The organism is Exiguobacterium sp. s26, from assembly GCF_018618235.1.
In the GTDB taxonomy this organism is placed as follows: domain Bacteria; phylum Bacillota; class Bacilli; order Exiguobacteriales; family Exiguobacteriaceae; genus Exiguobacterium; species Exiguobacterium chiriqhucha.
Genome location: NZ_JACSLS010000004.1, coordinates 1 through 13,707 on the forward strand (window position 1 = coordinate 1; position 13,707 = coordinate 13,707).

Annotated in this window: 12 protein-coding genes and 1 pseudogene; 7 read left to right on the forward strand and 6 right to left on the reverse strand. The window is 50.8% G+C overall.

What is annotated here, in order from left to right; translation table 11 throughout:
- Positions 1 to 119 precede the first annotated feature (119 nt).
- The gene (locus KNP82_RS07035; RefSeq protein WP_058764656.1) at positions 120 to 968 is read right to left on the reverse strand and encodes a MurR/RpiR family transcriptional regulator; all 849 of its coding nucleotides are present in this window, start codon (positions 966 to 968) and stop codon (positions 120 to 122) included.
- Positions 969 to 1,176: 208 nt separating this feature from the next.
- Here KNP82_RS07035 and KNP82_RS07040 point away from each other — a divergent pair, with 208 nt between their 5' ends.
- Positions 1,177 to 3,603, forward strand: a complete 2,427-nt coding sequence (locus tag KNP82_RS07040; protein WP_285801270.1) for a bifunctional diguanylate cyclase/phosphodiesterase — start codon at positions 1,177 to 1,179, stop codon at positions 3,601 to 3,603.
- A gap of 118 nt (positions 3,604 to 3,721) precedes the next feature.
- Here KNP82_RS07040 and KNP82_RS07045 read toward each other — a convergent pair whose 3' ends face one another.
- Entirely contained in the window at positions 3,722 to 3,907 is a 186-nt protein-coding gene (locus tag KNP82_RS07045; RefSeq protein WP_214827505.1) for a hypothetical protein, read from the reverse strand.
- Positions 3,908 to 3,954: 47 nt separating this feature from the next.
- On the reverse strand, positions 3,955 to 4,905 hold the full coding sequence (locus tag KNP82_RS07050) for a type II toxin-antitoxin system SpoIISA family toxin (RefSeq protein ID WP_214827507.1): 951 nt from the start codon (positions 4,903 to 4,905) through the stop codon (positions 3,955 to 3,957).
- A 159-nt stretch (positions 4,906 to 5,064) separates the two neighbouring features.
- On the opposite strand from KNP82_RS07050, the gene gnd reads away from it, so the two are divergent.
- The 3 genes from gnd to gntK all read left to right on the forward strand — a co-directional run bounded on the left by gnd (position 5,065) and on the right by gntK (position 8,892).
- Positions 5,065 to 5,949: a phosphogluconate dehydrogenase (NAD(+)-dependent, decarboxylating) gene (gnd, locus tag KNP82_RS07055; RefSeq protein ID WP_214827510.1), complete on the forward strand. Its 885-nt coding sequence runs from the start codon at positions 5,065 to 5,067 to the stop codon at positions 5,947 to 5,949.
- A gap of 82 nt (positions 5,950 to 6,031) precedes the next feature.
- On the forward strand, positions 6,032 to 7,375 hold the full coding sequence (locus KNP82_RS07060; RefSeq protein ID WP_214827513.1) for a GntT/GntP/DsdX family permease: 1,344 nt from the start codon (positions 6,032 to 6,034) through the stop codon (positions 7,373 to 7,375).
- 11 nt (positions 7,376 to 7,386) lie between these two features.
- Entirely contained in the window at positions 7,387 to 8,892 is a 1,506-nt protein-coding gene (gene gntK / locus KNP82_RS07065) for a gluconokinase (protein ID WP_214827516.1), read from the forward strand.
- 333 nt (positions 8,893 to 9,225) lie between these two features.
- Here gntK and KNP82_RS07070 read toward each other — a convergent pair whose 3' ends face one another.
- The gene (locus KNP82_RS07070) at positions 9,226 to 10,833 is read right to left on the reverse strand and encodes a hypothetical protein (RefSeq protein ID WP_214827520.1); all 1,608 of its coding nucleotides are present in this window, start codon (positions 10,831 to 10,833) and stop codon (positions 9,226 to 9,228) included.
- A gap of 99 nt (positions 10,834 to 10,932) precedes the next feature.
- Here KNP82_RS07070 and KNP82_RS07075 point away from each other — a divergent pair.
- Positions 10,933 to 11,274: pseudogene (locus KNP82_RS07075) on the forward strand (FGGY-family carbohydrate kinase); the annotation flags it as partial.
- Between the two features lie 36 nt (positions 11,275 to 11,310).
- Here KNP82_RS07075 and KNP82_RS07080 read toward each other — a convergent pair.
- Entirely contained in the window at positions 11,311 to 11,730 is a 420-nt protein-coding gene (locus KNP82_RS07080; RefSeq protein ID WP_214764303.1) for a hypothetical protein, read from the reverse strand.
- Positions 11,731 to 11,825: 95 nt separating this feature from the next.
- Positions 11,826 to 12,368, reverse strand: coding sequence for a dihydrofolate reductase family protein (locus KNP82_RS07085; RefSeq protein ID WP_214827523.1), 543 nt, complete (start codon positions 12,366 to 12,368; stop codon positions 11,826 to 11,828).
- 75 nt (positions 12,369 to 12,443) lie between these two features.
- Between KNP82_RS07085 and KNP82_RS07090 the strand changes: the two genes are divergently transcribed.
- Both KNP82_RS07090 and KNP82_RS07095 read left to right on the forward strand, forming a co-directional pair.
- Positions 12,444 to 13,334, forward strand: coding sequence for a helix-turn-helix transcriptional regulator (locus KNP82_RS07090; RefSeq protein WP_251128681.1), 891 nt, complete (start codon positions 12,444 to 12,446; stop codon positions 13,332 to 13,334).
- An 84-nt stretch (positions 13,335 to 13,418) separates the two neighbouring features.
- The gene (locus KNP82_RS07095; RefSeq protein ID WP_029594771.1) at positions 13,419 to 13,688 is read left to right on the forward strand and encodes a hypothetical protein; all 270 of its coding nucleotides are present in this window, start codon (positions 13,419 to 13,421) and stop codon (positions 13,686 to 13,688) included.
- Positions 13,689 to 13,707 lie beyond the last annotated feature (19 nt).

The following is a 13,707-nucleotide window of genomic DNA, read 5'->3' on the forward strand; positions in this document are numbered from 1 at the left end:
ACACCCTTGCGCTTGGCTAACTATTACTTCTGCCTTCACAGTTCGGGACTTGCACCCTATAGATTACGCCCATGCCGGGCACACTGAAAGAAGGCTGGCCCAAAAATGGGTCAGCCTTTTCACATGCGCCGAAGCGAGATGGCTTCGCGCATTTTTTGGAGCGATTCTCGGCCTTCTTCCCCGCGGCGCATCATGACGACAGTGAACAAAGCATCAATCAGGCTGAGCTCGGCGATGCGCGAGGCGAGCGCCTCGGAACGGAACTCTGTCTCTTGCGACACGGTATAGAGGGCGACGTCACACAGTTTCGATAGCGGCGACTTCGCGTAGTTCGTGATGGCGATCGTCGGGACGTCGCGCTCATTCAACACTTTCGCCACGTCGAGCGTGTCTTTCGAGGCGCCCGAGTGCGAGATGAGGACGGCGACGTCGTCGGTCGTCAGCTGTGACGCCGACATGAGCTGCATATGCGACTCCAAATTGGCCGTGACGAATAATCCGCTCCGGACGAACTTATGATACGCGTCGAGCGCGATGACGGCCGAGCCCCCGCTCCCGAAAAATTCGATGCGGCGGGCCGACAACAGTAGCGCCACCGACTTATCGAGTGAGGCCCCGTCCAAGATTTGTCGTGTCGCCTCGAGCGTCTTCACGTTCGACGTGAAAATCTTCTCGGCGATTTCAAGCGGCGTGTCTTCTTGCGAGATGTCCTCATGAATGTCTTGGAGCGGTGCGACAACGTCGGTGGCGAGCGCGATTTTCAGCGCCTGATAGCCTTTGAAGCCGACGCGCTGACAGAAACGGAACACGGTCGACTCAGCGACGTCGAGGTCGTCGGCGACTTGATTGATCGTATGGTGGATGATGCGTTCAGGCTGCTTCAAGATATAATCGGCAATCCGTTGCTCTTTCTTGCCGAGTGTCGTATAGGCGCCACGGATGCGGGCCAGGCCGTTCATCGATTCCATATGTCTCACCCTTTTTCTTTTTACGATACCGTTTCGAAAAAAATTCCGCAATCAAAGACTGACCGTCCCATCGGACAATGTGCCAAACTATTGACCCACCGTGGAAAATATTCCCTTCACGTCAAGACAAATATGCTACGCTAGGAAAGCTCATTTTTGAGAAACTGTCCGTTTTCGTCCATTTGTCCCGATATTATTAAAGAAAGGTTTGGTCCCCATCGAACATCATCTCCATAGTACATACAGTCTTCCCCTCGTCTTGTTATCCATCGCCGTCGCCGTCTTCTCGGCATTCGTCTCGCTCGATATTAGCAGCCGGCTCAAGTATGCCGAACGGGTGTCGCGCATCCGTTGGGTGAGCGCCGGTGCCCTCAGTCTCGGGCTCGGCATTTGGGCGATGCATTTCATCGGCATGTTGGCATTCCATTTAGAGGCCGACGTATCCTACCATATCGGTATCGTCATCGCCTCGATCGTCCCAGCCATCATCTCGTCCGGGTTCGCCTTCTATATCGTCAGCCGTCAGACGGCGCGTCCGCGCGACCTCGTCATCAGCGCCGTCTTCATCAGCATCGGTATCGTCTCGATGCATTACGTCGGCATGGAAGCGATGCAGATGAACGCCGTGTTGACGTACGACCCGGTCATGTGGCTGTTATCGGCCGTCGTCGCGTTCATTGCCTCGCTCGTCGGGCTGTATCTCTTGTTCTCGCTCCCGGACGTGCCGCGGTTCCATTGGCGGAGGCTCGCCTGTTCGCTGTTGATTGGGCTCGCCGTCTCGGGGATGCACTACATCGGCATGGGCGCGGCCGAATTCACCCCGTTCGCGACGCCTCAAGCATTGACCGGCTTCTCGATGGACAGCACGCTCCTCGCCTTCTGGATCGGCGGCAGTGTCACGACGCTGTTCGTGCTCATGCTGATCTCGCTTCGCAATGAGAAGCAACTCGAGCGTCAGTCCATCGAACTCGAAACGAAGTTCCAGTCCGTCATCGAGTCGGCGAACGATGCCATCATCGTCGCGGATGCCGAACGTCGCATCGTGCAATGGAACCACGGGGCCGAGCGCCTATTCGGATATACGGCAAGCGAGGTGCTCGGGGAATCGATCACGCTCATCATGCCCGAGCGCTTTAAAGTCGCACACGAACAAGGCATGAAACGCTATCGCGAGACGCGTGAAGCAAACGTCATCGGCCGTACGGTCGAGCTCGTCGGCTTGCGAAAAGACGGGACCGAGTTCCCGTTCGAAATGTCGCTCGGGACGTGGGAGACGGAGAAAGGTCTCTTCTTCAGCAGCATCATCCGTGATATCAGTGAACGGAAGCAAATCGAAGAACAAATTAACGACCTCGTCTATTTGGACACGCTGACCGGCCTACCGAACCGCCGCCTGTTCAACGACCGGCTCGACGCCTTGCTTTCCCAAGGCAGCGAGTCGACATTCTCGTTGTTTTACATTGACCTCGACAACTTCAAGGTCATCAACGACCGATTCGGCCACTCATCAGGCGACGTCTTCTTGCGCCAAGTGACGGACCGGCTGTTGACGACGATCAATAAGAGCGACACGCTCGCCCGTCTCGGCGGGGACGAGTTCGTCATCCTGTCGCCGAACACCGGCAGCAACTTAGCCGCCCACCGCGCCCAACAGATTACGAACGCGTTGAACCAACCGTTCTTGCTCGAAAGTGAGGACGTGTTCACGAGCCTATCGATTGGCATTAGCCTCTATCCGTCCGACGGGCGGACGGCCGATGACTTGTTGAAGAACGCCGACATCGCCATGTATCGGGCGAAAGAGGACGGCAAGAACGGCTTCCAGTTCTTCACGAAAGACATGAACGAGTCTGTCGCGCGCAAGTCACAGCTCGCGATGGCGCTCCGGAAAGGCATCGGCCGCGGCGAGTTCTCGATTCATTATCAGCCGCAAGTGCATCTCGAGACCGAGGTGCTCATCGGTGTCGAGGCGCTCGTGCGTTGGACACATCCCGAGCTCGGCATGATTTCCCCGGCCGAGTTCATCCCGATCGCCGAGGAGACCGGCAGCATCCATCGTCTCGGCGAGTACGTCTTGAATGAGGCGTGCCGGCAGAACAAGGCGTGGCAGGATGCGGGCGTCGAACCGTTCCGCGTCGCCGTCAACATCTCGGCGCTCCAGTTCGCGCAAAAAGATTTGCCGGACATTGTCAGCCAGGCGCTCGAGGCGAGCGGGCTCGCACCGGAATACCTCGAGCTCGAGTTGACCGAGACCGTCATCCAGAGCGCGCAAAGCGCCATCGAGACGATGGAGGAACTCGTCGCCCTCGGCGTCCACTTGTCGATCGACGACTTCGGCACCGGCTACTCGTCGCTCAGCTACTTGAAGCTGTTCCCGATTGACACGCTGAAAATCGACCAACATTTCACGAAGAACATCGAGACCGATTCGAAAGACGCCGCCCTCGTCAAGACGATCATCCGGATGGCGCACGAGCTCGGGCTCAATGTCATCGCCGAAGGGGTCGAGACGAAAGAGCAGGTCGCGTTCCTCAAGGCCGAGGATTGCAACCAGGCGCAAGGCTACTATTACAACAAGCCGATGCCGGCCGAAGAGCTCGACTCGTTCCTGTATCCGTATAAGAAAAGTGTATGATTTATATAAAAACTACGGAATCTAATATTTATTTTAAAAATTAATAAACGAGTGTCCCTCACTAGAATTTTAGTAAGGGACACTCGTTTTTATAAAATAAGATTTAAAAGCAAATGTTTCAGTAGCGTTTTCCTAATGCTTCAAGCTCTCTAGCTTTCATTCTAGCAAGAGAACGTTCTACATTCCCTCTCGCAATACGTTTATGTGGATTACGAGTAGGTACTTTAATGCGATGAGGATTTGAAGCGTTCTGAGATGACTGAACAACTTTTCTTTTGTCCGAAGACTTTGTCGACATAGTCATATTTCCCCACTCCTTATAAGTTGTTTTATTCCCCATTCTATCACTTTTTATTCAATTTCTTCAACATCAACACCTGACACATGAAGGTAATCGTCTTGATCTTCGGCTAAGAATCCAGCCAATGCTGTTTTTTGAATCCACATATCTGCTGATCGAAGTAAATTTTGAATGATTGGGGTGTTTGCTCCTGTAGCTCCAAACTCTTGATTTGACGCTAATAGAAATAAAACACTGTGGTACTCTCCTGAATATACAAATAACATATAAGATTCTGCAGATTCAGTTTGCTTTTTTACAGCCAAAGCGTCTACTATATTCGAAAAAAATTGAGGTGATTGTGTCATGATTTCTACACTTAAACCTTCGGCCAATTTTTTTAAGAAACGATGCTTACGCATACCTAATTGAATATATGAAAATGAGAAGTGCTCGTCTACTTTGTTATACGCCCTTTCTATTCCTTCAAGCAGTGAATTTTCAGAGTCTATATAATATATATACGATTTCGCAGAAGAACCTTGAATAAAATCTTCTAAATAGTCATTTATGAAATTTATATAATTTGTCGGGTTAGAAAAATCCGTTATGCGTGTTTGGAAATGCTCTTCATTATATTCTATTACTTCATTCATTTTATTTAACTTCGATAATAAATCTTCATAGGCCCCTCCACGGTTTTCATCGAAAGTCTCTTCCACTTGCTCATGCTTAAGTTCGTTCGCAAGAAACTTAGTGATATCTGGAGTTTGAAAAATCATTAGGTCTATTATAATCAAACTAACTAAAAATATTGTTAATTCTGGAACAGAAACAAACGGAAATTTATCTTGGTACCATAAAGTTGCAACAAACACCAATACTATTCCGTAGAAAAATTTACGAAGTGCGACTCGATTATTTATATAAAATTCCCGCCAAAACATGTAGATGGGGATGGTCACAATGAGAAATATCAAACAAAATATTATAAATCCCACTGTTAGTGCAGTTTTCTCCATTATCAAGGCACTCCTCTCACTTTATACTCTTTCTTAGTTTACATCTAACCAAAGTTATAAACTACAATCGAAAAAAATTCCGTCATCCGACTTGTAAATCGAATTTAATTTGATATTATAGTGGAGAGATGAAAAAAAATTCGATTTAGAGGTGACGATATGCAAATCGGTTTGATTGGATTAGGCAAGATGGGATACAACTTGGCGCTCAACTTGAGCGACCACGGTCACGACGTCGTCGGGACGGACGCCGGGAATGTCGAGGCGACATCGAAGTTCGACATCGTGCCGACGCTCGAAGACGTCGTCAACGCACTCGAGACGCCGCGTGTCGTCTGGGCGATGGTGCCGGCCGGTGACATCACCGAGGCCGTGCTCGCCGAGCTCCTCGAGAAGCTCGAACCGGGTGACATCGTCATCGATGGCGGCAACTCGAACTACAAGCTGTCGGTCGCACGCGCCGAACAGTTCAGTGCCAAAGGCATCGCCTTCTTCGACTGCGGGACGAGCGGCGGCACAGAAGGTGCCCGCAACGGCGCCTGCACGATGGTCGGTGGTGACGCCGACGCCTGGCCGACGATCGAACCGATCTTCAAAGATCTCTCGGTCGAGAACGGCTACTTGTATACGGGACCTGCCGGCAGCGGGCACTTCTTGAAGATGATTCATAACGGTATCGAATACGGGATGATGCAGGCGATCGCCGAAGGGTTCGACATCTTGGAGAAGAGCCCGTTCGATTACGATTACGAACAGGTCGCCCGCGTCTGGAACCACGGATCGGTCGTCCGTTCATGGCTCATGGAGTTGACCGAGAACGCGTTCTCGAAAGACGCGAAGCTCGACGATATCCGCGGCGTCATGCATTCCTCAGGGGAAGGAAAATGGACGGTCGAGACGGCGCTCGAGCTACAGGCGGCGGCCCCGGTCATCGCCATGTCGCTCATGATGCGCTACCGCTCGCTCGAGGACGACACGTTCTCAGGGAAAGTCGTCGCCGCGCTCCGCAACGAGTTCGGTGGCCACGCGGTCGTCAAGAAATAACCGCAAGGAAAAGGTCAGGGGTGGCCTTTTCCTTTGTAAATATTTGTAAACGGTTACACATACGGTAAAGGGGGAAATACATATGTCGGGTTCGACACTCATTTTAATCGCAGTCGCAGGGATTTTCTTGCTCTTATTCTTAGTCATGCGGACGAAGCTCCATGCCTTCGTCTCACTTCTCCTCGTCAGTTTACTCGTCGGGGTCGCGGCCGGTATGCCGCTCGGGGACGTCATCGCCTCGATCCAGAACGGGATGGGCGGCACGCTCGGCTTCGTCGCCGTCGTCGTCGGTCTCGGTGCCATGTTCGGGAAGATGTTAGAAGTCTCGGGTGGTGCGGAACGCCTCGCCCAGACGCTCGTCAATAAGTTTGGAGAAGACAAGGCGCAATGGGCGCTCGCCCTCACCGGCTTTATCGTCGCCGTCCCGGTCTTCTTCGACGTCGGCTTTATCATTCTCGTTCCAATCGTTTACGGCCTCGCCAAAAAGACGAGCCGCTCGCTCTTGTACTACGGGATTCCGCTCCTCGCGGGTCTCGCCGTCACGCACAGTTTCATCCCGCCGACGCCGGGTCCGATTGCCGTTGCCAACTTGATTGGGGCCGAGCTCGGATGGGTCATCTTGTTCGGGGTCATCGCAGGGATTCCGGCAACGATTCTCGCTGGGCCAATCTTTGCGAAGTATATCGCCAAGAAAATTCACGTCACTATCCCGGACTATATGGAGTTCGAAGAGATTGACACGTCGAAAGAACTGCCGAGCTTCAAGATGATTGTCTCGCTCATCTCGATTCCGCTCGTGTTGATTCTCGCCAATACGTTGTCTGCCGTCTTGCTTGAAGAAGGCAACGGCATCCGCACGTTCTTCACGTTCATGGGTCACCCGTTCGTCGCCTTGACGCTCGCGACACTGCTCACGTTCATCTTCCTTGGCACACGCCGCGGCTATACACGTGAGGAGGTGCAAGAGATTGCGACGAAAGCGCTCGAACCGGCCGGGATTATCATCCTTGTCACGGGTGCCGGTGGCGTGTTCAAACAAGTGTTGATCGACTCGGGTGTCGGTGACGTGCTCGGAGAAATGATGGCCGGGTCAGCACTCCCGGCGATTGTGCTCGCCTTCTTGATTGCGGCCGTCGTCCGTGTCGCCCAAGGTTCGGCGACCGTCTCGATGGTCACGGCGGCAGGACTCATCACGCCGCTTCTCGAACTTCAAAATATCACCGGTGCCGCGCTCGGCCTCATCGTCATCTCGATCGCCTCGGGTGCGACGGTACTCTCGCATGTCAACGACTCAGGTTTCTGGCTCGTCAACCGCTACTTCGGGCTCGACGTGAAAGACACGCTCAAGTCGTGGACCGTCATGGAAACGATTATCGGATTGACCGGCTTCGCGGTCGTCTTCTTGATCAGCTTGTTTATCATTTAAGTTAGGAAGTGATGTGTGTGTACACGATTGGCGTCGATATCGGGACGACGAGCACGAAAGCCGTCCTGTTCCATAACCAGCAACAACTCGCGGTACATAACGTGTTGTACCCGCTCCTCACCCCGGACACGGAGACGGCCGAGCAAGACCCGGTCGTCATCTACGGGGCCGTGCTCGAGGCGATTTCCGCCGTCCGCGCCAAAGCCGACGGTCCGGTCCGCTTCGCCTCATTCAGCTCGGCGATGCACAGCCTGATCGCGCTCGATACGTCAGGTCGCCCGCTCACCCACAGCATCACGTGGGCCGACAGCCGGGCCAACCCGTATACGCAAGAAATCAAACGGAACTTCGATGCGAGTGCGCTCCATATGCGTACCGGCACACCGGTCCATCCGATGGCGCCGTTATCGAAGCTGCGTTGGCTGAAAGCCGAGCATCCGGATGTGTTCGCTCGGGCTGTGAAATTCGTTTCCATCAAAGAGTACGTCTTCTATCGCCTGACCGGACGTTTCGTCATCGACCACTCCATCGCCTCGGCGACAGGGCTGTTCAATTTGAAGGAATGCGATTGGGATCCAGAGGCGCTCGACGTCGCTGGCGTCACGCCCGAGCAACTGTCCGAGCTCGTGCCGACGACCGAGATTTTAACGCTTAAATCGGATGTTGTTGAGATGCTCGGCTGGGACTTCCCGCTCGTCATCGGGGCGAGTGATGGTGTGTTGTCCAACCTCGGGGTTGGAGCGTTCGAACAAGGCGTCGTCGCCGTCACGATCGGGACGAGCGGTGCCATCCGCACAGTCGTCCGCGAACCGGTCGAGGACCCGAAAGGCCGCATCTTCTGTTACGCCTTGACCGACAAGCATTGGGTCATCGGTGGGCCGGTCAATAACGGCGGCATCATCTTGCGCTGGCTCCGCGATGAGTTCGCGGCGAGCGAGGTCGAGACGGCGAAACGGCTCGGGATGGACGCGTATGATGTGTTGACGCGTATCGCCGAGACGGTCAATCCTGGCTCGGACGGTCTATTGTTCCATCCGTACTTGATGGGGGAACGGGCCCCGCTCTGGGACTCGAACGCACGCGGTTCGTTCTTCGGCTTGAGTATCCACCATAAGCGCGAGCACTTCATCCGCTCGGTGTTAGAAGGTGTCATCTTCAACTTGTATACGGTCATGCTGGCGCTCGACGAGTTGACGGGCGCACCGAATCGGATTCATGCGACGGGCGGGTTCGCCCAGTCGAGCCTGTGGCGCCAGATGATGGCCGATATTTTCGATACGCCGGTCGTCGTTCCGGAGAGCCATGAAAGCTCATGTCTTGGGGCGGTCATGCTCGGCGAGTATGCGTTCGGGGACATCGACGACTTCACGACCGTGCCGCAAGTGACGCATGAACATACGCCCAATCATGAAGCGACTACGATTTACCGGGAGTTGCTGCCGATTTATATCCGGCTCTCCCGCCATCTCGCGGAAGAGTATGAAGCGATTGCCGCGTTTCAACGGAAGCATGTATGAGAAAAGACCAAGTTCATTGCGAACTTGGTCTTTCGTCATTTGAGGGGTGGCCTTTCCTTCCTGATTCTCGAGGACGGCCCGTACCTTGAAATCGCCCGTGTACTGGATTAGTCGCTCCTAGACCGACTCGAAGTTCGGATTTGACTCGAGCTGCCTAATCTGATGTTCGTTGAGGATGATTTTACTCATGGATGTGTTCCGCCGTCTGAATAAATAGGCTCGTTATATAAATTCGATTGCACGCAAAAAAAACCTGAATGCGCACTTTTTATCAAGTGTCTATCATTCAGGCTTCAGTTCAAAAAAAACGAATTAGCACCTATTGAACTAGCATTATTTTGAGTAAAGGGAAATGTAGCGGACACGGTAGTTCGAATCATAGAATACATACATCGGTAATTTGTTGTTGATTTTATATTCAGCTACTTCTTCAATATAATATCCGCTTAATTTTTTCCCTGCTTTTGTAAATTTAAAAGTTTCCCAATAGTCCCCATTAGAATTCCGTGGTTTTCCGAACACTTTCTGAAACTCGTACTTCGTAATATCGCGTTTTTGAAGAGACGGCGACATGGTGATAATGTTAATTTTTTGAGGTTTGGAGCTTGAAGTGAACATGAACTCGCCTTGGTGACGACCTTTATATCCAAAGCCCCAATCGCTTTCAAACGTTCCAGCTGAACCTTTCACCTTTGCATAATCACCATACAGTTTATGAGGACTTCCAACGAAAGTCCCTCTCACCATCTGAGCTTTCTGTGATAATAGCCAACTATAATCAGATGGACGCGGATCCGGTAACACAGTAACCGTGCGTTTAGCCGTTAGTCCTTCGTAAGTGGCTTTTAACGTAACGGTTCCTTTACTTTTTGCAACAATTTTTCCGTCTTTAACGTAAGCGATTTGAGGCTTGTCCGTGGTCCAGACAACTCCTTTTTTCACACTAGTTGTTTTTCCAGATGCTACTTTAACCATGAGCGACGTATTATACGTAGTCCCTGCTGTCAATTTCTGAAGAGTAGATGGAATATAAGCTGATATTGAACGTTCCATGAATCCATTTGCCAAGTACACATATGTATAGTCCCAATCTGTCGCTAACACATATTTTGCGCTCGCGGTTAAATCAATTGATTTGCCTCCAAAGTCTGTATTCATGTAAATCTTTTTTAAATCAAACGTATAGGGTGTGTTATTGATGGTGACGAATTGTCCGCTCGATTCAATATCTGCAATCGTTGCTTGTACTTGTAACGAATGAATAGGTTTGTCATATGAATTTGCTCCGAAACTGCTGACCATTTTGTCTCCAACGACGACAACTTTGTCACTTTGACTTATTGAGATGTCATTGACATCGGTCCATTCATGGACGAATTCGCCTTCATGCGTGTATAATCGACCACTGTTTTGATTTTCAACAAGGATGTAATGCTCTGAGGTCGTTACGTTGCCGGACTCGGCTCCACGCATCCATTTTACTTCATTTGTTGTCATGTCGTAGGCCGTTAACTTTTCATCACCAGATAGAATCAATACGGAACTGTTCGGAAGAAAATCTCCGCCGCCTTCAAAACTTTCCATCATTGACGGGCCAAATTCAATTTTTTCAATTTCCTCTTTTACTTCACCAAACGTATTAAACGATCGAATACCGTATGACCACATCAATACGACATGAGACTCGTCATCAGATACGGCCAACTTTGAGTATGAGCTATACGTTTCATAATCACGTAACAGTGTTCCAGTCTTTAAATCATACAAAACAAGTCCATCTCTATCACCAATACCATAAAGTTTGTCACCCACCACTTTGAACTCGTCAGTGATTGCCTGTGATAATTTGCTAACATTTGGTGTTGTCACTGCTGCGTCGACTTGCATCAATCCACTGATTGACATTAAAACCCCTAGAATAAATGCTAATATTTTCTTCATAAATACCCTCTTTTCTACAAATTCCCAACATTGTCCATCATATAATGTTTTTTAGGAGGGAGGTGGTGTTTTTTTTAACGAAGGGGTAATTATTTCAAATTGATGCTCGACGAATTGACGGGCGCACCGAATCGGATTCACGCTACGGGCGGATTCGCCCAGTCGAGCCTGTGGCGTCAGATGATGGCCGACATTTTCGATACGCCGGTCGTCGTGCCGGAGAGCCACGAGAGCTCGTGTCTCGGTGCGGTCATGCTCGGAGAGTACGCGTTCGGCGACATCGACGACTTCACGGCCGTGCCGCAAGTGACGCACGAACATGCACCAAATCATGAAGCGACCACGATTTACCGGGAGTTGCTACCGATTTACATCCGGCTCTCTCGTCATCTCGCGGAAGAGTATGAAGCGATTTCCGCGTTCCAAAGGAAGCATGTATGAGACGAGGCCGAGTTCATCGTGAACTCGGCCTTTCGTTTACGCCCATTGGAGGCGCATAAATTTAGGATAAACATTCTCTAAACAATTCAACAATAGAATATAATGTTGAATTACTTTACCAGGATTAAAGTATCCATCATCAATGATGTACGAGTAATTCACACTTACTTGCCCTTCATTTTCGATGAATCTTGCGAAACGGTAATCTTGGTTTAATGTGTTGAGAAGATACAACAAGTCCTCTTTTTTCATTGGATTCGTTATGTCTGCAAGCCCCCATACGTTAATATCAACAATCGTTTCGTCTGCATTGAATATGATACCAAATAGGACATTTCCTCCGCCTTTAATTGTTTCTTGCATACGGAATCCTGTATCTCCGTTCTCTAATTTCACTTCTTCCATAAAAACTTCTAACTCATTAATATGATTTCGAAAAGCTTCCACATTAGACATACGTACCCTCCTAATAAATGTATTCAGAATCTGTACAATGTATTTATTAGAGGTCGAGTATTTCTTTTCCTGTTTCTATTGTTTGAATTTTATTATTAATATTTACGCTCATCTAACACTTGTTTTTTGTACGTCACCATGACGAACTGTCCGGACGCGCGTTGGCTCGTCAGTTTCAACTTCGTCTCTTTCGTACCTTCCGGGAAGAGCGGAATCCCCTCTCCTAATACGACCGGGGCGATGGCGATCTCATAGCTGTCAATCAAGTCGTGCGCCATCGCTTCCTTGATGATTTCGCCTCCTCCGACGATCCAAATATCTCCGTCGATGTCTTGCTTCAACCGTCCGATAAGCTGTTCGATTGGCTCGTCCGTGAATGTGACGTGCTCGGCTTCCCGGTCCGGGCTCCGTGTCAAAATGTAGTTCGGAATGTTCGCGTATGGATAATGATTGTCCTCGAGCCGGAGCACTTCCTCGTACGTTTTCCGTCCCATGATGACGGTGCCGACCGTTTGGAAGAAGTCCGCGTAGCCATTGTCCCCCTCTCCCTCGACCGCGAACAACCAGTCGAGTTGATCGTTCGTGCGCGCAATTTTTCCATCTAAACTTGTCGCGATATATAAGACGACGTTTGCCATGATGAATTCCTCCTTGATTCGTGATACATTCAGCTTAACTGATAAACACGACAAAACATGACGGGAATGGATGAAATGAAAAAACGACATCTTCACTTGATTCGATTGTTGAATCGTGGGCAACGGTTCACAGCGGATGAACTTGCCCAAGAGACGGATGCCTCGGTCCGGACGATTCAGCGCGACATGTTGACGCTCGAGGAGCTCGGCTATCCGATTTGGAGCGTCCCCGGCACAGGCGGTGGCTATGAGATGTTACCGAACCGGTTGTTGCCTCCGCTCCAGCTTCGGGAACAGGAAGCAGTCGCGCTCTACCTCACCCTCAAATGGATGGAACAAATTCCGGACGTGCCGTTCGGCGACATGCGGGACACGCTGTCGGACTGGTATGTGAACGAATTGCCGCACGACCTCGAGACGAAAATCGCCCGGCTCGAAAAGAATATCCTTTGGCTCGGAAATAAGACCGTCCCGTCGGCCCCGTTCACGAAAGACGTGTTTCAAGCGGTCGAACAACGACGGAACATCGAGATGACATACGCGACAACGAAAGGAGCACGCACGTTCATCGTCGCACCGGTCGGGATGGCGCTCCTCGATTTGAAATGGTATGTGTATGGCCTCTCGGCGTATGGGCTGCGTCAATATCGGATCGATCGGATCGAAGCGATGCGTCTCCTCGATGACACATTCGAAGCGGACGATTTGGCGACGCTTCTCGAGACGAGTGACGAACGAAGCGGCGTGACCGTTCGACTGAACATCACCTCGCTCGGCCGTCGTCTGCTTGAAGACGTATTACCCGATATCGCTGAAAAGAATGAGTGGGACGTGCCGGAAGCTGAGCTCCCGTTCTTGTCGCGGCAATTGCTCGCGGCCGGGGCGGAAGTCGAGGTTGTCGAGCCGATTGAACTGCGGGAGATGATGCGGGAGCAATCGGAGCGGTTATGGAACCGGTATCGTTAATCAAATCGATGCTTTGTCCTCATGTAAGAATTGTCTTTATATAGTAATATGACTCCATATTGCTACATGTAAAGGAGCGTTCGCATGACCAAGCTATCGTTTTCAAAATTATTCGTCTCAATCAGTGTCATCTCATTGTTCGCTATCATGGTGTACCTTAACGTCTCGACGCTCGAACTGAACGAGACGATCGGTTCAGGGATGTTCTACTTGAAAGGCTATTATGAGGAAGGCAACATGATCGTCATTGAGCAAGGGATTGGCGTCATCACGCTGCCGCTCGCTATCGGTCTCGTCGCTTCGACACTCATCAAAGGCGCTCAATTTTATCGTGCCTCGTCGGTTACGAACTAACCTTCTCATCTCGGACAAA